The 21,856-nt window shown below is 44.9% G+C and carries 18 protein-coding genes; 8 read left to right on the forward strand and 10 right to left on the reverse strand.

Features of this window, described 5'->3' with window-relative positions; translation table 11 throughout:
* The first annotated feature begins 53 nt into the window (after positions 1 to 53).
* Complete coding sequence (locus tag QQL66_RS07685) at positions 54 to 1,238, forward strand: GGDEF domain-containing protein (protein ID WP_284380517.1); 1,185 nt, start codon at positions 54 to 56, stop codon at positions 1,236 to 1,238.
* A gap of 102 nt (positions 1,239 to 1,340) precedes the next feature.
* On the opposite strand, the gene QQL66_RS07690 is transcribed toward QQL66_RS07685, so the two are convergent.
* Both QQL66_RS07690 and purE read right to left on the reverse strand, forming a co-directional pair.
* Positions 1,341 to 2,468 carry a 5-(carboxyamino)imidazole ribonucleotide synthase gene (locus QQL66_RS07690; protein ID WP_284380518.1) on the reverse strand — a complete coding sequence of 376 codons (1,128 nt, stop codon included), beginning with the start codon at positions 2,466 to 2,468 and terminating at the stop codon, positions 1,341 to 1,343.
* Between the two features lie 85 nt (positions 2,469 to 2,553).
* On the reverse strand, positions 2,554 to 3,045 hold the full coding sequence (gene purE, locus QQL66_RS07695) for a 5-(carboxyamino)imidazole ribonucleotide mutase (protein ID WP_284380519.1): 492 nt from the start codon (positions 3,043 to 3,045) through the stop codon (positions 2,554 to 2,556).
* Between the two features lie 312 nt (positions 3,046 to 3,357).
* Between purE and QQL66_RS07700 the strand changes: the two genes are divergently transcribed.
* Positions 3,358 to 3,669 carry a hypothetical protein gene (locus QQL66_RS07700; RefSeq protein ID WP_284380520.1) on the forward strand — a complete coding sequence of 104 codons (312 nt, stop codon included), beginning with the start codon at positions 3,358 to 3,360 and terminating at the stop codon, positions 3,667 to 3,669.
* Positions 3,670 to 3,673: 4 nt separating this feature from the next.
* On the opposite strand, the gene QQL66_RS07705 is transcribed toward QQL66_RS07700, so the two are convergent.
* Both QQL66_RS07705 and QQL66_RS07710 read right to left on the reverse strand, forming a co-directional pair.
* Positions 3,674 to 4,573, reverse strand: a complete 900-nt coding sequence (locus QQL66_RS07705) for a ribose-phosphate diphosphokinase (RefSeq protein ID WP_284380522.1) — start codon at positions 4,571 to 4,573, stop codon at positions 3,674 to 3,676.
* Positions 4,570 to 6,081: a thymidine phosphorylase family protein gene (locus tag QQL66_RS07710; RefSeq protein ID WP_284380523.1), complete on the reverse strand. Its 1,512-nt coding sequence runs from the start codon at positions 6,079 to 6,081 to the stop codon at positions 4,570 to 4,572. The genes QQL66_RS07705 and QQL66_RS07710 overlap by 4 nt, the downstream gene beginning before the upstream one ends.
* Before the next feature lie 205 nt (positions 6,082 to 6,286).
* Here QQL66_RS07710 and QQL66_RS07715 point away from each other — a divergent pair, with 205 nt between their 5' ends.
* Positions 6,287 to 7,642, forward strand: coding sequence for an MBL fold metallo-hydrolase RNA specificity domain-containing protein (locus QQL66_RS07715; RefSeq protein WP_284380524.1), 1,356 nt, complete (start codon positions 6,287 to 6,289; stop codon positions 7,640 to 7,642).
* Between the two features lie 38 nt (positions 7,643 to 7,680).
* Here the strand turns inward: QQL66_RS07715 and QQL66_RS07720 are convergent, their stop codons facing one another.
* Positions 7,681 to 8,124, reverse strand: coding sequence for an SEL1-like repeat protein (locus QQL66_RS07720; protein WP_284380525.1), 444 nt, complete (start codon positions 8,122 to 8,124; stop codon positions 7,681 to 7,683).
* 254 nt (positions 8,125 to 8,378) lie between these two features.
* Here QQL66_RS07720 and QQL66_RS07725 point away from each other — a divergent pair, with 254 nt between their 5' ends.
* The 4 genes from QQL66_RS07725 (at position 8,379) to QQL66_RS07740 (ending at position 11,526) form a co-directional block, all read left to right on the forward strand.
* Complete coding sequence (locus tag QQL66_RS07725) at positions 8,379 to 9,125, forward strand: glycerophosphodiester phosphodiesterase (RefSeq protein WP_284380526.1); 747 nt, start codon at positions 8,379 to 8,381, stop codon at positions 9,123 to 9,125.
* A gap of 8 nt (positions 9,126 to 9,133) precedes the next feature.
* The gene (locus QQL66_RS07730; protein ID WP_284380527.1) at positions 9,134 to 9,886 is read left to right on the forward strand and encodes an NUDIX hydrolase; all 753 of its coding nucleotides are present in this window, start codon (positions 9,134 to 9,136) and stop codon (positions 9,884 to 9,886) included.
* A gap of 112 nt (positions 9,887 to 9,998) precedes the next feature.
* Positions 9,999 to 10,619, forward strand: a complete 621-nt coding sequence (locus QQL66_RS07735; RefSeq protein ID WP_284380528.1) for an START domain-containing protein — start codon at positions 9,999 to 10,001, stop codon at positions 10,617 to 10,619.
* Positions 10,620 to 10,830: 211 nt separating this feature from the next.
* Positions 10,831 to 11,526 carry an START domain-containing protein gene (locus tag QQL66_RS07740; protein WP_284380529.1) on the forward strand — a complete coding sequence of 232 codons (696 nt, stop codon included), beginning with the start codon at positions 10,831 to 10,833 and terminating at the stop codon, positions 11,524 to 11,526.
* Positions 11,527 to 11,623: 97 nt separating this feature from the next.
* Here the strand turns inward: QQL66_RS07740 and secF are convergent, their stop codons facing one another.
* The 5 genes from secF to queA all read right to left on the reverse strand — a co-directional run bounded on the left by secF (position 11,624) and on the right by queA (position 17,435).
* Positions 11,624 to 12,583 carry a protein translocase subunit SecF gene (gene secF, locus QQL66_RS07745; protein WP_284380530.1) on the reverse strand — a complete coding sequence of 320 codons (960 nt, stop codon included), beginning with the start codon at positions 12,581 to 12,583 and terminating at the stop codon, positions 11,624 to 11,626.
* Positions 12,583 to 14,448 carry a protein translocase subunit SecD gene (gene secD, locus QQL66_RS07750; RefSeq protein WP_284380531.1) on the reverse strand — a complete coding sequence of 622 codons (1,866 nt, stop codon included), beginning with the start codon at positions 14,446 to 14,448 and terminating at the stop codon, positions 12,583 to 12,585. Before secD ends, secF begins: the two co-directional genes overlap by 1 nt.
* A 225-nt stretch (positions 14,449 to 14,673) precedes the next feature.
* Positions 14,674 to 14,988, reverse strand: coding sequence for a preprotein translocase subunit YajC (gene yajC, locus QQL66_RS07755; RefSeq protein ID WP_284380977.1), 315 nt, complete (start codon positions 14,986 to 14,988; stop codon positions 14,674 to 14,676).
* Between the two features lie 88 nt (positions 14,989 to 15,076).
* Complete coding sequence (gene tgt / locus QQL66_RS07760; protein ID WP_284380979.1) at positions 15,077 to 16,228, reverse strand: tRNA guanosine(34) transglycosylase Tgt; 1,152 nt, start codon at positions 16,226 to 16,228, stop codon at positions 15,077 to 15,079.
* A gap of 157 nt (positions 16,229 to 16,385) precedes the next feature.
* Positions 16,386 to 17,435: a tRNA preQ1(34) S-adenosylmethionine ribosyltransferase-isomerase QueA gene (queA, locus tag QQL66_RS07765; protein WP_284380532.1), complete on the reverse strand. Its 1,050-nt coding sequence runs from the start codon at positions 17,433 to 17,435 to the stop codon at positions 16,386 to 16,388.
* A 580-nt stretch (positions 17,436 to 18,015) separates the two neighbouring features.
* Between queA and QQL66_RS07770 the strand changes: the two genes are divergently transcribed.
* Entirely contained in the window at positions 18,016 to 21,846 is a 3,831-nt protein-coding gene (locus QQL66_RS07770) for a hybrid sensor histidine kinase/response regulator (protein ID WP_284380533.1), read from the forward strand.
* The last annotated feature ends 10 nt before the right edge of the window (positions 21,847 to 21,856 follow it).

Below are 21,856 nucleotides of genomic sequence, written 5' to 3' on the forward strand. Positions count from 1 at the left end.
ACATCTCAATGATAGTATGAAGGTTTTAGCCGCTAAGGACAGGAAGTACCTCAATGGACGTTGAACACCACCAGGAAGACACCCCGGAATACAAGCGAGTTTCTTTACTCTATTCCAACTCAATAAAGTCTGTTCCTGCCACTATTTTAAACAGCAGCATCCTTCTGGTTCTGTTTTGGACAAAAGTTCCCTGGTTAACCATACTGGTGTGGTACAGCCTTATACTCACTGTGTCCATTTTCCGGCTACAACAAGTTCGTAAAGAAATCAAAAACAAGAACTACCTCAAGCAACCCGCCAATAAAGCCCTCAATAAGTTTATTCTTGGGTCATCCTTCACCGGAGCCATTTGGGGAGCCAGCTTTGTGCTTTTCAATCTGTATACAGATGAAGCCTACAGCCTTCTGATGATTTGGATTGTATCGGCAACGGCTATGGGGGGAAGTATGAGCTTAGCCCCTTCTCAACGCGCTCAGAACATCTTTGTCTGCTTGATTTTCATACCTGCCATCATCATGAATATTCTGTCTGGCAATGAATTCAACATCACCATGGGTACACTGTGCATTCTCTTCTTAATTGTCATGATTATGCTGGGCAACACCTTTTCTACCTGGGTCAATGAATCGCTTAAACTTCAGTATCAAAATCAGGGACTGCTTAAATCTCTTCAACAAAAGAATGAAAGCCTGGAGACAACGAATTCTGAACTGATCAAGACGAAAGAATTTCTTACAGAACAGACCATGAGTGACCCGTTAACCGGTATTGCAAACCGTCGCAGCTTTGACCACACCCTGATCAAAGAGTGGAACCGCTGCCTACGGCGCCAATACCCTCTCTCGTGTATTTTGATCGATATTGACTACTTCAAGCGTTATAACGACCACTATGGTCATCAGCAAGGAGATCAACTGCTTCGCCAAGTGGCCAACCTTATCTCCAGCCAAGCCACCCGAGCTGACGATCTTGTAGCCCGTTACGGCGGAGAAGAGTTTATTGTGATCCTCAGTAATGCCTCTCATGACGATGCAGTAATGCTTGCAGAACGCACACGAAAAGCGATTCTGGACGCAAACATGGAACACACAGACAGTCAGGTAGCAGATATCATCACAATCAGTGCAGGTGTAGCAACAATCACCCCCACCAACCTCCAAGACTGTTATGAAATAGTTCATAAAGCCGATGAAAAACTATATGAAGCGAAGAATAACGGTCGAAACCAGGTCTGCTAATCCGTCAGTGAATCCCGTTCTCACAGTTAAAAGTCAAACACCAAAATTTAAGCATTAAAAAAGGGAACCCGAGGGCTCCCTTTTTTAATGCTAATTCAGAGACTAAATAATCTGACCATCGACGTATTCGATCTTCTTATTCAGGCTGTCATAGTTTTCAGCCAAAATATTCACATGTCCAACCTTACGCTTGTCTTTAATCTCTTTGCCATACCAATGCAGGTGAACATCAGATTCTGTCATAACAGAACGATTAACATCATGCCCAACCAGGTTATACATAGCACTGACAGAACGGTTGGTCGTGTCACCTAATGGCAAACCACAAATTGCACGAATGTGGTTTTCAAATTGACCAGTAATACTGCCTTCCATTGACCAGTGTCCGGAGTTATGTACGCGAGGCGCAAACTCGTTGACTACCAAGCCTTCATCAGTTTCAAAAAACTCGATAGAAAGCACACCCACATAATCCAGTTTCTCAAGCAACTTACGCGCATAGCTTTGAAGGTTTGCTAATTTCTCATCCGACAAGTTAGCTGCAGGAGCCACACTTAGATGAAGAATACCGTCTCTGTGTTCATTCTCTGCCGGAGAATAAAACACGCAGTTACCCGCCTGATCACGCACACTAATGATCGACAGTTCGCGAGTAAAGTTAACAAAAGCTTCTGCAATGTATTCGCTTACACCTGCGTAAGTGGTATGTTCGCAAGCTTCACCATCTTCCGGGAACAATTTATCCGCCAATTCAGCCAGCTCTGCCTCTGAAGTAACGCGATACTGACCCTTGCCGTCATAGCCCAAGGTGGTTGTTTTCAGGATAAAGGGAATGCCAACTTCTTGGCCTGCATTCAATAAAGAAGCACGATCATCCACTTTACTGAACTTGGTAACAGGCACACCCAGATCAACAAACAACTGCTTTTCGCGCAGCCTGTGCTGACTGTAATACAACGCGTCTTTACCTGGGTATAAAGGCTTGTGCTGTGAAATATACTCAGCTAGTTCTAAAGGTACGTTTTCGAACTCGTAGGTAAATACATCATATTCATCTACAAATTTCTTCAATTCTTCAGTCACTTCGAAAGGCGAATTATGTAACTTAGCAACTTGGCCACCACACGCATCTTTTGCGGGATCGAACAAGCCAAATTCAATACCCAAAGGATATCCAGCTATTGCCATCATGCGTCCAAGCTGACCACCACCGAGTACTCCAACCTTCATTCTGTATACCTCAATTGAAACTTACGCTTAACAACAGAAATGGACAGTGACTGTTATCTACAGCCACTCCACAGACTCTTGTTACTTACTGATTTCTTGGATCAGCATCAGCCAGAACTTTATCTGTCTGCGCCTGACGGAACTCAGCTACTGCCTGACGAATTTCATCGTTTTCGAATTGCAACATCTGTGCGGCCAAAATAGCAGCGTTAGTTGCACCGGCGCGGCCGATAGCAAGGGTACCTACTGGAACACCCGCTGGCATTTGAACGATCGATAACAACGAATCTTGTCCGCTTAATGCCTTAGATTGAACAGGCACACCTAAAACAGGTAAGTTGGTTTTTGATGCGGCCATACCAGGAAGATGAGCAGCTCCGCCCGCTCCTGCGATAATCACACGTAAACCACGCTCTTCTGCTGTTGCAGCATAGGTCATCAACTTATCCGGGGTTCTGTGAGCCGAAACCACTTCAACTTCGTAAGGAACCTTAAGCTGTTCAAGCATAGATACAGTGTGCTCCATGGTGCTCCAATCAGATTTAGAGCCCATAATCACGCCAACAAGAGGTGTCATAATGTTTCCCTCATTTCCTGTGTATTCATGACCAGTACCTCATTGAGAGCCCGCCTCAAATGAGTACTTCAAAAAAGAAGCCGGGCATTATAGTGAACCCAAAACGTGATGTCGCCCATTTCACATAAAAAAGCGCAAGTTTTGACCAATAATCGCAAAGAAAGCGACTACCGCCCCCCAAAAGGCTAAATACCTGACTACAAAGTCAAATTATTATTCAGAATCATTGCGTTAGCTCAAAAAACTATCATATTCATTGCCTATAATTCGAACACTTAAGGATGCACTGCTAACGTAAATGAGAATCAGGCCATGAACCGAACATATAAGCTTATTGCTGAACAAGGTTTACCGAAATTCTTTCTTGATGGAGCACAAAAATACCCCTTCGATGCGGAAAAAATATTCCAGGATTTTTACATGCTGGGAAAAGAAACGCGTGAATTCAAAGGCAGAGATGCCTCTGATTTAACCAACAAAGCTCTGGCAATTATTTCATCTCACAAACAACAAGACGCCGTTGGACGCTCCGACGTGCACAACATCATTACCGACCTGCTTTATATGTGTGGCTATGCCAAAGCCGCTATTTTCGTCAAACAGCGGCAACAGCTTCAATCTTGAATAATTAACAGGCATCCATCAACGAGGATTGTTTCAATGCCTCAGACCAGTCAGCGCTAAGCTCAATCGCCGCCGTTGGGTGGACTAAGGTATTGCAACTGACCACGCGCTGAGCCCCCGCATGCTCAAGAAGTTCTACGCATTCGTCTGAAAATAAAGGGTGAACGCCAATGCAAACAGGGGGCTGCCAACCACATTTAATCAGGTTGGTAACGGCTTCCGCCATTGTTCGACCAGTGGAAATGATGTCATCCACCAACACCGGGGTGTATTCCATAAGGTCATCACGTAACGGCAAACTGACTGACACCTCTCGATCGCCAGAACGTTCTTTCAATAGCACTTCAAAAGGACACCCAACTAACGACGCAACCTCTTCAACCCACTGCTGACTTTCGATATCTGGCCCAATAATAACAGGGTTTTCGACAGACGCTTTAATCCAACGGGCAATCGCTGGTGCAGCAGGAACGATCTGGGTCGGGATCGTGTAGATCTCTGACAATGCATTGTATCTGTGAAGGTGAGGGTCGGTTGTCATCATCCAATCAAAAGCATCACTGATCATTCTGGCAAAATGGCGTGAAGTAACACACTCTCCCGGTTTAAATCGAATGTCCTGTCGCATGTATGGTAAATAAGGGATCAACAAACCGACGCTTTTGGCACCTAACTCTTTCAGGTTATTCGCCATGAAAATCCAGGATAAGAACTGGCTATCGGGCTGCACTCCATTCGCTAATACAATGCATTCTTTGTCTGAAACTTCAGTGATTAAATTCTGATAGGTTTCCCCATCAGGGAAGGTTCTCGATTCAAATTCCGCCAGTTCCGCATTTATTCCAGCCAATAATTCGGAAACCACCTTGGCTTCCAGCCCCATATTAATAATTACTCGGCTCACACGGTTTCTCCTGATACCTGGCAACAATCACTATGCTGCGCTAAAAAATCTAATGCGTATTCCATTTCGCCTTTGGCATTGGCATGAATTCGAAATAAGGGTTGGCCCTTCTCCACCCGATCACCCAGCCGTACCAACAACTCCACTCCCGCTACTTTTGAATTCGGAGCGCCGGCTAATCGGGCTAATTGTGCTAAACATCGATTATTAAAATGAGTCACAATTCCTGAACAAGACGCAAGGTGATCTACCTGATGTGAAGATTTCGGGATCTCTTTTAGCCCCCCTTGTGTCTCACAAATCGCAATGAATTTTTGATAAGCTTCACCACTGTCCAAGACCTCTTGCGCCTTCAAGACGCCAGCCCCGGAATCGACCACACCAGCCATTTCCAACATTAAGCCAGCCAAGTACACCGCTCGATCTCTAAGATCGACAGGAGCTGAGGAATGATTTTTCAAAACACTGAGAATATCCCGAGCTTCCAACGCCGGGCCAATCCCCCGTCCCACCGGTTGACTGCCATCTGAACGATGAACCAACACTTCCAAGCCTAACGCTTTGCCCGTTTTCACCAGTTTATCTTCTAACTTTCTGGCTTGCTCAAACGAGCGTACCTTGGCTGTCGGCCCAACAGGAATATCTATCAATACATGCGTTGATCCCGCTGCTACTTTCTTGGAAAGCACCGAAGCCACCAACTGGCCTTCACTGTCGAGATTTAAGGCCCGCTCGATACGAATGATAATGTCATCCGCCGGGCTCAAGCTGACAGATCCGCCCCACGCCAAGCAAGCCCCCTCTTGAGCAACGACCTGCTGCATTTTCTCTTGAGTCAACTCTACATTGGTTAACACTTCCATAGTGTCTGCAGTTCCGGCCGGCGACGTAATAGCTCTGGAAGAGGTTTTAGGCATGATCAAACCACACGCCGCAACAATGGCCACCACAATAGGGGTGGTTCGATTGCCCGGTAGCCCACCCACGCAATGTTTGTCCATCACTAAGGGTTGATCCCAGGAAATACGTTCACCGACATCAATCATAGATCGCGTTAACGCCAACGTTTCCTCATTAGACAAGCGATCTGCGGTACACGCTGAGACAAAAGACGAAAGTTGAATGTCTGAATACTGGCCCGATTGAATGTCCGAAACTATCTCAAGACACGCCGGATAATCGAGTTTTCCACCATATAACTTGCTGCGAACATGAGACATCGAATTAACCGGTTTGGCATGTTTGATCATCACGCGCTCACCACCCTTCAACCCAAGTGCTCGCCATGCTGCCTCTGAAAATGCCGCTTGATCAGACGTTACCAATCCATTGTGGGTGATATTGACCGAAGCAATAATTGATTCAATGCCTGTGTCCACACACACTCGTGAATGAGAAGTAAATCCTTCTGACTGCACTACATGGCAATCGGCATTTAAATAAACGATCCGTTCCTGATGGCTATCTATACCTAATCGAAGAACTTCTAACCCCTTGTTTTTATACATAAACTCAACATATTCAACTTAATTCTAACCACACTATAATAGATTGAATGTCGTAACGGCTAATCCAAATCAATGATTTTTCTTACTCAGGATTGCAAAATCTTATGCAAGGTACTGCTACTCTAAAAGTAGACCAAAGCAAAAACTGATAAACACTAAAAGCAGACGAACCTTAATCCCACATCCTGAGCCAAGAACAAAGCATATGAAACTTCAATTCTTAGGTGCGTGCCAAACCGTGACCGGGTCAAAGACTCTGGTTAGCTATCAGAATAAACGTATTTTGATTGATGCGGGAATGTTTCAAGGGCAGAAAGAGCTACGACTGCAAAACTGGCAACCATTTCCAATTGATCCCGCCAGTATCGATGCCATTCTTCTTACCCATGCCCATATCGACCACAGCGGCTTTTTACCGGCACTAATGAAGCAAGGCTTTCATGGCCCGGTTTATTGTACGTCAGGCACCAAAGCCCTATGCGATGTATTGCTCCCCGATGCTGGTTTTCTTCAGGAAGAAGACGCACGATATGCCAATAAAAAAGGCTTTTCAAAGCACTCTCCGGCTTTGCCATTGTTTACAGAGAAAGAAGCACGAAGATCCTTATCTCTATTTGAGCCACTAGGGTCGGAGACGCAGTTATCGTTAAACCGGGACTGGCGGGCTGAGTTTTTTCCTTCAGGTCATATTCTCGGAGCCTCCAGCATTCGTCTTGAAACCCCCGAAACGTCGGTGTGCTTTTCGGGCGATTTAGGGCGGTATGATGATCTAATGATGTATCCCCCAATATCACCACCCCACAGTGACTATGTGGTGATGGAGTCGACCTACGGAGATGAACAACACCTGAAAGTTAACGCCGATGAGATTCTTGCTAAGATCATTACTGATACCGTGCAACGAGGCGGCATTGTCTTAATCCCATCCTTTGCCGTGGGTAGAGCTCAGCTCTTACTTCACATTATTACCAAGTTGAAAGAAAGCCACCGAATTCCCCAGGTTCCGATTTTCCTGAACAGCCCAATGGCCATCAAAGCCACCGAGATATACAGCCATTTCCATCGACAACATAAGCTCTCAAAAGAAGACTGCGAACGGATTGACCGCAACACCACGTACGTTAAAACCATGGAAGAGTCTATCGAGCTGAACAATCGCACGTACCCATCGGTGATTGTCTCAGCAAGCGGTATGGCAAGCGGTGGACGGGTCCTTCATCATTTAAAAACCATGGCCAAAAACTACCGGAACAGTATTGTATTCAGCGGCTTTCAAGCACCAGGAACCCGTGGAGATGCGATGGTTAACGGAGCCACTCAGATAAAGATGCACGGACAATACATTCCGGTAAAAGCAGAAGTACATCAACTGACTTCGTTGTCAGCCCATGCGGATCAAGCCGGACTACTTAATTGGCTATCAAAGATTCAGCCATCACCCAAAAAGGTCTTCATCAACCACGGAGAGCCTTTAGCGTCGGACATTTTAAAAACACAGATTGAGGAGCGATTCTCTATTCCGGTTGAATGTGTCCAGAGTGGGCAAAAGGTTGTACTTTAACCCGCTCTGATCTCGGTACAAGTTGTGTCGAAATTGAATTAACAATGACGAGATTGAAGTTGTTTAATGAAGGCTTTATCGGTTGAGTTCATATCAGCCAATCTGTGCACGCTTCCGGATTCCACTAGCGCCAACAACTTCTGCTGTGCTAATAAATGATCCGCTTTGGCAGCCATCAGTAAATAACCAAAGATCCTGCCCTCGTCTCCCTGCAAACCGAATGTTTCCTCGCTAATCAATTCAGACATTTGATAAGCCGCCTTAGCATCCCCTTGCTCAGCTGCGTATGACAAATAATCGACCCCTTGTTTTTTATCCCAGGGGCTGACACCTCGAAACAACAGGATGTGTCCATACACGGAAGACGCCAATACATGCCCACGATCCGCACAAAACTGGAACAACCGCATGACGTGCTGATGACGTCGTTCTGATCGTTTCGGGTAAAAGGAATGGAACAACCTGGACGTAAACCAATACACTAAGCTGACCAACCACGACCCGTTAAATTTTTGGGGTTGTGTATGACACGATTCAGATCCGCAGCAACTCATAGTTCGATACTCATACTCGACGAAGAAACATTAATTTTGCGTATAATATCACGACACGCACAGTAAATAGTGACGCAACTCGCCGAACATTCTACACTTCTTGCTCAGCAAATCAGCCTCAGAACCACTTAATGTTGAGGCACTGTTTTAGACTTAACCTAATCACATGTTGGATAACTCACATGGACGTAAATGAAATCGACTACCCTTTCTTAATCGGACACCGGGGCGTTGCAGGCTATGCACCTGAAAACACGTTGGCGTCGTTAGCCTTGGCTTATAAGTTGGGAGTACGATTCATTGAAGTGGACGTCATGTTAACGGCCGACAATCATGCCATTATCTTCCACGATCACACACTGGATCGGACAACATCATTCAAGGGCAAGGTAAGTCAGCACAAATGGCAACAACTCCAGACGCTCGACAGTGGCAGCTGGTTCCATCCTGATTTCTCTGATCAAGGTATTCTTCATCTAAAAGACCTGATCGAATTTGCCAATCAGCATCCGGATTTAAAACTGAACATTGAGCTTAAGCCCAAGTTTTCCAATGCCATTCGAACCACCCGACTGGTCATTCAACAACTGAAACGAGAGTTCAAAAATCCTGAACGCCTAATACTCTCAAGCTTTGACCCTCTGGCATTAAAAACAGCTCAGTTTCTCTGGCCAACATGTTACCGGGCATTGAACATCGAGAACCGATATATGGGTTGGCCATTGGTCGCAATTAACCTGAAATGCAAAGCGATTCATATTGATCATCAAGAAGTTACCTCAGGTTTTATTAACAAATGCCATCAAATGAATATGGCGGTGAGATGTTTCACTGTGAATGATCCGTATCGAGCCAGACAATTAAAAGCAATGCTGGTAGACGGAATATTCACTGATCGACCGGCTGATTTATTCAGTCACATGTTCTAGGTCGTAAGATGACATCATCGACTGACCAGCGAAAGCAGATGGATCTAGGAAAGATAGAACTGAAAAAAATCGTTCACCGCTACCCGGCGAAAAAGCGTTCCTTACACACCAAGCATCAAGCGTCAGTCGCGTTGATTCTTAGACCAAAACTTAACAAGGGCAGCCAGGTCAATGAGCCCCACGCGGCCCAAAATGAATCATCGGCCACTGCCTCTCTGCTCGATCAACTGGAAGTCCTGATGATTGAACGCTCGGTGAAACCTGGTGATCCCTGGTCAGGCCACATGGCATTTCCTGGCGGAAAAAAGGAAGAGTACGATCAAACGTCCTCCGACACGGCCATTCGTGAAACCTTCGAAGAAATCGGGCTGCACTTAAAACCCCATCAACTCATTGGTCAGATATCCGACATTATCACGCGCCACCACGACAACCGGAGCCTGATGAAAATAACTCCGTGGATATTTTTGCTCGATGAAGGTGCAACTCATGACATCAACCTAGCCCTCAATCATGAGGCTCGATCGTATTTCTGGATTCCCCTCTCGCTTTTTGAAAAAGCCAATAGACAAACCATGAAGTGGCGTTTATTAAAGATAGGAGCGCTATCCTTGAACGTACCTTTGCCTCATTACCGGTTTCGTTCCAAAAAAATTTGGGGGTTATCCTTGATGATGCTGGACGAGTTTACTCACTTGGTCCAAAGTCATGGATACCAAAAGTTAAAATTTGGTAAAAAAATTAAACTCTTATTTAGTTGAGACGATAATTAACTGGAAGTATGCTAGCTAAAGCATTAATGGAACATTGCTTTTTAACTAAAAAAATGGATTTGATCAGATAACCCGTAGTAAAAGAACCCAGTCAAATCACATGATAAAAATTCTAATAAACAGCGTATTCATTTTTGCCCTTCTTTCCTCAACCAGCATCAGCAATGCAGACTGGAATCAAGTCAAACAAACACATAACGTCAAGCTATTTCGCTCTACTCTGGAAGCAGATCAATACATCAGCCGCATAGAAGCGGAAGTTAATGCCCCATTACAAACACTCATCGATGTTGTTAAAGACCCTAACGCCTGCAATAAATGGCTGTATCGTTGCCAAACAGCTCACCATATCAGTCAGACTGACGATGCGAACCTTTACTTATATTATGTTCGCGATTATCCGTTCCCGTTAAAGGATCGACATGGTGTTTTACAAATTCAGGTAGAACATCAAAGTAATGGCGAATTCGTATTGAACCTGGAACTACGTAAAAACATGACGCCAGAAGAGTCAACCTTGGTTATTCCGGAAACCTTTAAAGCTCAAATCCGACTTGCAAAAATAACAGACGACAAAACTAAAGTGTATTTGGAGCACCAGCTGAATCCTGGCGGTAAGATACCAAACTGGCTAAAACAATCCATTCATGAAGAGTTCCCATTCAATTCGATGCTGGGCCTGATTGAGTCCGCCCAATCCAGACGACACACTAATCACTAGTCACTAATCACTAGTCAACGGTGATACTGTCGACGTTCTCATAACTCACGCTCGTTGTGGTATGAGAACGTGCAATTCAAAAGCGCGTACACCCCAAACCCCAAAATGTGCATTAGATCTTCTTTCTTATCTCTTGCCGGGATATCACTTTCTCGACCGTTTAATATCCGCTAAAGTAGGACGCCATAATAATTATTAAAAGGGTTGATCCATGCTGCCTAGCATTCCTCGTATCACGTTCTCAGGTCTTTTCTGTCTACTTCTTAATCTACTTTCCTTGCTATCCTATGCGGATGAGGCTTGGCATATTGAAAAAGATGAGGAAGGCATTCGAATTTCATCCCGAGAAATGGTTAACTCCGACTTTAGAGAGTTTAAAGCCGAGATGACACTACAAACGTCTATTGACGCCATTTTAGCCGTATTCCAGGACCCGGATTCATTCACCCGCTGGGTTCACCAATGCTCTAGCGCGGAAATCATTCAGCAAGACTCCTTTCTCGACGTATACGTATACCAAATCAGCGATATGCCTCTATTAGTCAGTGATCGAGATGTGGTTATCCACGATATCTATAGTTATTCAGATGACTACAAACACTGGTCTATTGATGTCCAGGCCGTAGAAGGCATGGTGCCTGAAACAGATATGGTACGGGTCACCAAATCCAAAGGCACTTATAACCTGTACGATACAGGTAACGGTTCTATCAACATTGTTTGGTTTCAACATGCTGATCCTGGTGGTGCACTCCCTTCCTGGTTGGTTAATTCATTAATTGTTGATCTCCCCTTTAACACCCTTGATAACCTCAGAGAGCTAGTTCAGGAAGAGCAATACGCGACGTCAAAAATTGGCTACGATGAAAACGGCGTTCCTACTCACTGGGCCGTAAAGAACTTTTAGAATCTCTATACACGCAGTGATTCGATAAGAAATTCAATAGACATAAAAAAGGCGCTCTCATCGAGCGCCTTTTTTGTATCTTGAAACCGAGGTAGGATTAACGGAAATCCTCTGGACGAGGCACGTATTCCTCTTCCCCTTCGATAACCCCTTCTTCTGTTTCTGGCTTCTCAGCAGGAATCATATCCGTTCTTGAGATGTTCTGAGCCATCAACAAGGTGCCTGCCACATACACAGAAGAGTAGGTACCAACAGTGACACCCACCAACAATGCTAAGGCAAAGCCAGCCATGCTTGGACCACCGAACAGATACAGTGCAATCAATACCAATAAAGTCGTCAAAGACGTCATCAAGGTACGACCCAAAGTCTCGTTCAAGGATTGGTTGATAATCTCCATAGCAGAATCCGTTCGAACAATACGGAAGTTCTCACGAATCCGGTCAGATACAACGATGGTATCGTTCAACGAATAACCGATAACCGCCAGAATGGCACCCAATACAGTCAAGTCAAAGTCAAACTGGAAGATTGAGAAGAAACCTAATACCAGGATCACATCATGAGCCAATGCCAATACCGCACCGACAGAGAACTTGTATTGGAATCGAACCGCAACATACGCCATAACGACAAGCAGAGCGATCAACATTCCAAGGCCACCACGCTCACGCAGCTCTTCCCCTACCTGAGGACCAACATACTCAGTTCGGCGAAGCTCGATTTCAACCTCGGTTTTACCTTGAAGTGCTTTTAACACTTCATCCCCAAGCCCCTGCTTATCGCTTTGCATACGAATCAGGACGTCATTAGCCTTACCAAAATTCTGAACAACGGCGTTTTCGTAGCCTGCTGCTTCCAGCTGTTTACGAACATCCGTTAACTGAGGTGCCTCAGAATATTCGATTTCAATCAATGTACCACCGGTAAAATCTAGGCCGAACTTCAAGCCGTTCGTAGCCAAAGAAGCGATGGATGCAATTAACAAGATCAAAGAAAAGAGGGTCGCTATTTTACGCTTCCCCATGAAGTCGAGTTGTAAATCACTTAATGCCATTACTTCACACCTCCAATCGATACTGATTGAATATTACGGCCACCATAGATTAAGTTAATTAATCCGCGACTTACCATAATTGCTGTAAACATCGAAGTGATAATACCTACCATTAGAGTTACAGCGAATCCTTTAACAGGGCCTGAACCTACAGAGAACAAAATGACAGCAACAATTAACGTCGTTAAGTTGGCATCAAAGATGGTTACAAAGGCACGCTCATAACCCGCATGAATTGCTGATTGCGGCGGAACACCATTGTTTAACTCTTCTCTGATTCTGGAGAAGATCAACACGTTCGCATCAACGGCCATACCTACGGTTAATACGATACCGGCGATCCCAGGCAGCGTCAGAGTGGCAGACATTAGCGACATCACTGCCACCAAAATTACCAGGTTCAATACCAATGCAAGGTTAGCAACCAAGCCGAACACCCGGTAGAACACCAACATACAGATCAGCACCAACGCCAGACCGATTTGGACCGAAGTCACACCCAGATCAATGTTTTCCTGACCCAGGCTTGGTCCTACGGTACGCTCTTCTACGAAGTAAATTGGCGCAGCCAAAGAACCTGCACGAAGTAACAGAGAAAGATCCGAAGCTTCTTGCGGGCTATCTAAGCCGGTAATACGGAAGCTGCTGCCTAACGGACTTTGAATGGTCGCCAAGCTGATAATGCCTTGCTCAGAATATTTCTGACGCTCATCAACCAGCTCACCATCAACCAGTTTCTTAACGGTACGCGTTTTATGCTCGATAAAAATTACAGCCATCTTACGACCAACCGCTTTACGCGTCACACGGTGCATTAATTTACCACCGCTGGCATCAAGGGTAATGTTTACTTGCGGCAAGCCGTTTTCATCAAAACCAAGAGATGCTGTAGAGACACTTTCACCGGTAATAATGATGTCTTTTTCAATGTTTGCACGACGATTCGGATTATCGCGGAAAGAGAACGCCTGACGCTGAGTGATGGAGGCATCAGGTAACGCTTCCAAACGGAATTGCAAGTTAGCCGTTGCACCGAGAACACGCTTGGCCGCTGCTGTATCCTGAACACCTGGTAGCTGAACCACGATACGGTCCTGGCCCTGACGCTGAACCAAAGGCTCGGCAACACCTAATTCATTCACACGATTACGCAAGGTCGTTAAGTTCTGAGTAATCGCATAATCTTTAATTTCTTTGATTTTCTGAGGCGTCAATTTCAATGCAAGATAGAAGTATTGATCGTCTTCACGTTCAGCCGCTTCAAATTCATTGTATTCACTTCGTAACAAGCTACGGCCCGCTTCACGATCTTCTGCCTTACGGAAGGTAATCTCAAGCGAACTTTCTTGCGCTAACTCAACACGACGGTAACGAATGTCTTCTTCTTTGAGCACACGCTTAATTTCACCAACGTACACATCCATGCGTTGTGAAATCGCTTTTTCCATATCAACTTCTAACAGGAAGTGTACACCGCCGCGTAAGTCCAAGCCTAGTTTCATTGGCCCAGCGCCCAAAGAGCTCAACCAATCCGGCGTAGTCGACGCCATATTCAACGCGACAATAAAGTCTCGACCCAGCACACCTTCAATCAAAGGCTTCGCATTAAGCTGATCTTCCCCTGATTTAAAGCGGAACAGCGCTTTCTTGTCGCCCTTCTCTTCTAGCAGGATATCAATCCCGGCTTGATCCAGGGTTTGTCGAATTTCTTTGAGCTTTAGATCGCTCAAAGCACCACTACTGCGAGTTTCGGAAATCTGAACGGCAGGGTCTTCCGGATACATATTGGGTGCCGCATAAATACAGCTGATCACCACTGCCGCAAGAATTACTAAATATTTCCACAAGGGATATTTATTAAGCATATTCGTGCCTTACTTTCGTCCTGAATGAGAGCACGAACGCCCTCATCTGAATACAACAACGACTGGTCGAAGCCAGCCGTTAAACATCATAGTGTACTGTGAAGATTGGAACCGTATGAGATGGTTTCTAACGTCATTGTGTTCAGCCACTACATTCTTATTCTACATAGCAATTAAGAAAGTTAAATGAAATAAATCCCTCGTTCGAGGGATTTATTTGGATTATTACTTAACCGACTTAATTGTACCTTTTGGCAGTACTGCAGTAACGGCTACTTTCTGAAGTTTTACTTCTGTGCCGTCTGCAATTTCCATTGCTACATAGTCATCGGTCACTGCCGTGATTTTCCCTAGCATACCGCCAGTAGTAGCAACTTCATCACCTTTACCCAGATTACTTACCAATTCACGATGTTCTTTGGCACGCTTGGATTGTGGACGCCACAACAAGAAGTAGAAAATCAGGACGAAACCGCCCAACATAACCAACTGACCAACTGCACTTGGACCCGCTGGTGCTGCTGCACCGGCATCCGCCATTGCTTGAGAGATAAAAAAGCTCACTAAGATACTCCTATCATTAAGTTAAAAATCAAAAGCTTTAAACGTTGTTTCTACGTATTCGTGTTTACGAATCGCTTGAATCAGCAACTTCCTGAGACGTTTCCGTCAAAGAAGGCACGTCCATACCGCGCTTCGCATAAAATTCTTGTACAAATTCATCAAACGTACCCTCTTCAAGAGCAGCACGAATGCCTGCCATAAGGCGTTGATAATACCGCAAATTGTGGATTGTGTTTAGCTGCGCCCCTAGCATTTCCTGACACTTATCCAAGTGATGCAGATAGGCTCGGGAAAAGTTAGTGCAGGTATAGCAATCGCACTCACTGTCTAAAGTACTGGTGTCGTGACGATGCTTAGCATTACGAATTTTGATCACACCTTCAGTAGTGAAGAGATGACCATTACGGGCATTTCGTGTTGGCATCACACAGTCGAACATATCAACACCACGACGCACGCCTTCCACCAAATCTTCCGGTTTACCCACACCCATCAAATAACGCGGCTTGTCTTCAGGCATCTTTGGTGTGATGTAAGACAAGACCTTCATCATTTCATCCTTTGGCTCACCCACAGACAAACCACCGATGGCATACCCATCAAAACCAATGTCAGTCAGACCTTCCAACGATACATCACGAAGGTCTTCATACATGCCACCTTGAACGATGCCGAACAAGGCCGATGGGCTATCACCGTGCGCCGCTTTACTGCGTTTCGCCCAACGTAGCGACAACTCCATCGATTCTTTCGCTTGCTCTTCCGTCGCAGGATACGGAGTACATTCGTCAAAAATCATGACAATGTCAGAGCCAAGATCTCGCTGAACTTCCATCGAACGCTCAGGCGTCAATTCAACTTTGCTGCCATTAATTGGTGATTTAAACGTCACCCCTTCTTCGGTGATCTTACGCATATCACCCAAACTGAACACCTGAAAACCACCGGAATCGGTAAGAATAGGTTTATCCCACTGAATGAAGTCGTGAAGCGTACCATGTTCTTTCACTACATCTGTACCCGGACGCAGCATCAAATGAAACGTGTTACCCAAAATAATGTGAGCACCAATTTCTTCGATGTCTCTTGGTAACATGCCTTTTACTGTGCCATAAGTCCCTACCGGCATAAATGCAGGTGTCTCCACAGTACCTCGTGGAAACTCTAATTTACCTCGGCGAGCATTCCCCGAGGTCGTGCTCACAGAAAAGTTCATAAAACAGGTTCGAGACACAGATACTCCTGGCATTCTTCAATGTATGTTCAATTTTGAGGTACACCGCCCAAGCAACAGGCCACTCATGACTTCAGTTAATGGCGATGAAAGTTTGTTTTACAAGGCCGCTCGGTAAAACAGCCTGTTTTTTCTCTAATTAAGCAGTTTTACGTGTTAAAAACATCGCATCACCATAACTAAAGAAACGATATTCTTGTTTCACAGCCTGATCATAAGCGGCCATGATGTTGTCATACCCAGCAAAGGCCGAGACCAACATAATCAAGGTAGATTCAGGTAGATGGAAATTAGTCACCATGGCATCCACCAGGTTCCATTCATACCCGGGGTAGATAAAGATATCCGTTTCCCCAAAGTAAGGTTCTATTTCGGAATTAGGAAGAGAACTCTTCCAACAGGCCGATTCCAGACTACGCACACTGGTCGTTCCAACCGCAACAACTCGACCACCTCTGGCTTTGCAGGCTCTAATCTGTTCGCAAATGGTCTCGTCCACTTCAATGTATTCAGAGTGCATTTCATGATCATGGATGTTATCCACTTTCACCGGCTGAAAGGTACCTGCGCCAACGTGCAGTGTTACATAACCGAACTCAACGCCTTTTTGCTTGAGAGCCGCCAATACCTGATCATCAAAATGAAGTCCGGCGGTTGGTGCAGCCACGGCACCCGGCTTTTGAGCATAGACGGTTTGATAACGCTCACGATCTTCTAATTGATCTTCCCGTTCCATATATGGCGGTAATGGCATATGACCAAGTTCTTCCAGCGCCTGAAGCACGGTTTGCCCTTGATCATCAAAACGGATCTTGAACAAGGCGCCTTCCCGCCCCGTCACTTCAACCCATTGCTTGTCTTCCAACAAAATTCTTGCACCGGCTTTTGGTGAGCGGTTTGAACGCATGTGAGCCAACACATTTCGTTCATCAATCACTCGCTCCACCAGTACTTCAATTTTCCCACCGGATTCTTTCTGACCAAACAAGCGAGCCGGGATAACACGAGTATTGTTGAATACTAATAGGTCACCAGCCTCCAACAAAGAAATCACATCAGTGAACTTGCCATGAGCTATCTCACCGGTATTACCGTTTACCTGCAATAAGCGCGAAGCACTGCGGCTCTCTAATGGCTGACTGGCGATGAGTTCTTTGGGTAAGTCGAAATGAAACTTGGATACTTCCATAAACAGAGGCTACTGGCACGAAACAAAAGACGCGCAATTTTAACTGTTAGGGCAGGAAATCTCTAGGGGAAAAGCATGACTACACACCAGTAATCAGATGAATAAAATTGAACTCAGACCAGCAAAGAAAAAAGAAACGGCGTCAAAATCTCCACCCGCCTGCGTTTTTATGGTCGATATATCTATATGCCTGTAGGAGATCATCCATAATGCTTTTGAGTTTTTCGAGAGACCCTAAACAGTTTCACCTTACACATAAGATGAATGATTTCAATGTAATAACAAGAGATTAACTGAACCTGTTCCAGCCATCTCTAATCATTAAAACCTCACCTCATGGCTATCACCCACTTTTGAAAATCTGAGATTCAAAAATTCGAACGAAAATACCTACAGTGATCTCCGATTTTTAACTATAAAGAATCCATATAAAAACTCACAAGTATGGTAACAAGCCAGCTTGACGCTATAGCACCCCACGACAATACTCCAATGAATATAGAAAATAAGATTACCTGGCCAGGCGATCGCATATTAATTGAGAGGTTCTACAAAAAGAGCCGAACTCGAGGGCACCCTAGTGCGCATCGTCAATCCTCTAAAAGATCAGCAAAACAAGCAAAAGCCTCCCAGATCCATACGGCAAAAGATCACCCTATTACTCTTGTTAATGGCCTTCCTTGCATTTATTTCTGCAGGCGGTATTGCGCTGTACAACTTTAAAATTAATTTGGATGAGAATTTCTATCAGCGTTTATCACTCGCAGCTCAAAGCCAAAGTCAACGAGTGAGGGCATTTATAAGCAATAACGAAGAACGCTTGAAATTGGTCGCCAGCCGGACACAAATGAGGATATCCCTAAAGAAACAACTAGAAGAACCCAATGAGAAACATGTCAATAAGATGATCCGTATCCTTAATGACGCTAAGAATTCCATTCCCTACTTCAAAACAATTTCAATCACAGACCTAGACAATGTCATTCTGGCATCCACCAATGCATCCCGTATTGGCCTGAACATCATTAACGATCAACTTCGGAGCATTCCTTCAGCGGAACAAAACCACTCTCTGGTTCAATACAGAATATCCATCGACATCAACAAAGATCTAATCCTGCACTTACACACAGACCTGATTCTCAATGGCGAGACTCTAGGGCGAATTCACGTTAAGGTCGATGGCAACCAGCTCACTGAAATCACTCAGGATTACACCGGCTTAGGTGAAACAGGAGAGACCTTACTAGCAGAACGTTTACCTAATGGAGACGCCCGGTTTTTAGTTCCACTACGCTTTGATCCTGATGCTGCACTTAAACGCACGATTCCCGCCAATCGTCACGATGTTCCTATTATTCTTGCGCTGGAAAGAAACACGGGTTTCCATGATAACGTGGTCGATTACCGCAACGTGCCGGTACTAGCCATGACCAGTTTCTTACCGGGTGTTGGCTGGGGATTACTCACCAAGATTGATGAAGCAGAAGCATATGCCCCTTATACCGTTCTTAAAATAACCATCACGCAACTGGCCATTGGCTTTATCATTTTAGCGACAATTGTCGCCTACGCACTGTCTCGTTCTGTAAGTCGTCCAATTGAACATTTAACCTCTGTTGCAGAGCGAATTAGACGAGGTGAACGCACCATTCACGACGACACTTCTTCTTATGACCTAGAAACCAATCTGCTGGCAAATACCTTCAACAATCTCACACAAGAGCTGATCAAAACCTTCGATGCCTCCCCCAATGGCATGGTCGTCATCAACATGTCTGGCACAATTCAACGATGGAATAGCCAAACAGAAAAACTCTTTGGGTTTGAACAGGTTGAGTTATTCGACTTTTCAATTCACGAGATGTTTCCCGACATCATGATGCTCATTACGGACATTAAAGAATCCATGAGCAAGAACCAGCCATTAGGCACTCTGGAACTGGATCAACCCAGAGATTTCAAAGCAATCCGACTCGATAACACCGAGTTCCTGGCAGAGTTGAGAATCTCCCCGTTTCAGAACGATGGGGAAACCTACATATTGCTGAACATCAACGACATTACCAAGCAAAGACAACTTGAAGCATTGCTAGATAATCATCGTCAACACCTGGAAATTACCGTTGAAGAACGAACAAAAGAACTTATCCAGGCCAATCAATACAAAAACGAGTTTCTGGCCAACATGAGTCATGAAATTCGTACACCGATGAACGCTATCACCGGGATGATCTATTTACTGCTTCAAGAGAACCTTCCGACCAAGCACAGACAACAACTACTAAAAGTCGATAGTGCATCAAAACTGTTACTGAACATAATCAATGACATTCTCGATTACTCTAAGATCGAAGCCGGCAAACTCGATATTGAAAGCGCTCCTTTCCACCTCGAAGAGGTGATCGACAACATCGCCAACATCAGTCATACCGTTGCTAAAAGTAAAGACATCCAATTCATTATTACTCTGGAGCATAACGTACCTAGAAATTTGATCGGTGACTCGGTTCGCTTAAGTCAGGTCCTAACCAACCTCATCAACAATGCTTTAAAGTTCACTCATCAGGGCTTTGTAAAACTGGATATTGAAAGCGAGGGTGACAGCCACAATGCAGAGATTACCTTTTCGGTAACGGACACAGGGATAGGTATGGATCGGGATGCCTTAGAAAATCTATTTACCCCCTTCCAACAAGCTGACTCTTCCGTTACCCGCAAATATGGAGGAACAGGCTTAGGGCTTTCCATTGTTAAGCAGCTGGTTAACCTGATGCACGGACACATTTCCGTAGACAGCAAATTAGGGAGTGGCACAATTTTCAAAGTATCACTGCCCTATTCCATCAGCCAAGAAACAATCGATTACCGGGCGTATGACCGCTATGCCTTTGAGAAGTTGAATCTGTTGATTGTCGAAGATTCTCCCGAGGCTCTGGAAGCCCTTGATAAGATGGCAACAAGCTTTGGCTGTAAAACCATCTTAGCCCGAACCGGAGAACAAGCCATAACTCTGGCGCAGCAAGCCGTTAAAGCCAATGAACCTTATGACATTGTCATGACAGATTGGCGATTACCCGGCATCGATGGCATTACCACCGCACAAAAAATTCAGGACATCTTCGGCGTACACAAACCCGTCATCATCCTGGAAACCGCCTATGGCAATGAATTACTGAATGATACAGATCACCAAACCTTCGACTCCATTCTAACTAAGCCAGTTACCCCGTCCTCCTTGTTCGATGTCTTGGTACAGATAATTGATGAACAAAGTACCACTGTAGAAATGAATCAATCGTTCACCCCTCAAAAAGCAGTGACACAAGACCAGCTGAAAGGGATGCAATTGCTGCTAGTTGAAGATTACGAAGTGAATCAAGAAGTGGCAAAATCCATGCTTACCGGCGTTGGCGCAACGGTCACCATCGCGGAACATGGCGGAATTGCATTGGAAAAACTCATAAGCAACCCTTATGGTTTTGATGCCATCCTAATGGACATGCAAATGCCAGTCATGGATGGATTGGCAGCAACCAGACATATACGAGAGAATGATCTTTGGAAGGACATTCCCATCATTGCAATGACCGCAAACACTACCGCCAAAGACAGAGCACGCTGTCTGGATGCGGGAATGGATGACTACATTTCCAAACCGATTGATCCAAAGGAACTCTTTGGAAAGCTTTCAGACGTTTGGAAAGATTCATCGACCAACACACCACCTCTTCTGGAAGAAGTCACCTCTTCGGACCATCAATTCAAACATATAAATATCACTCAAGCATTGTTCCGACTTGGCCAGGACAAAAAACTACTTGAACACTTAATTCAGAAACTGCTAACACAGGCCGAAACCTGTGTTTCAGTACTCCCCGAGTTGCTACATCAAGAGAAATTCACAGAAGCCTATGAAGTAATTCACGGATTAAAAGGCACCAGCGGCAACCTGGGTGCCACTATTATTCATGAGACATCGACGGAGCTCAGCAAACTCCTCGAATCCTATACATCATCACTAAATCAACAAGTTCAAACCCTGTTGATGGATTTGACACTGGCCGTCAGCGAATTTCATGCTGAATTACCGAACATCACTTTAACGCTTAACCCCGAACCCAGATCAATAAGCGCTCAATTATCTGAGCCACTATCTCCTGAAGAGATCTATCCTTTATTGGACGAGTTAGAAGCGGCGCTTAACTCAAAAGATATGAATGCATCTGAAATGTTTCAGGAACTCACAGAATCATTAAACGACGATAACTTCCAGCCCGTCATAGAAAGTATGTCAAAGACCATCTATGACCTGGAATATGAAGCCGCACTGGATGACTTAAATAAACTAAGGAAATTAGTAACCACCATTCAATTAGATCCCCCTCTGAACAACAGTGCGGTGAGTTGAAGGAGCAGAA

It is taken from the genome of Litoribrevibacter albus (assembly GCF_030159995.1).
Taxonomy (GTDB): domain Bacteria; phylum Pseudomonadota; class Gammaproteobacteria; order Pseudomonadales; family Litoribrevibacteraceae; genus Litoribrevibacter; species Litoribrevibacter albus.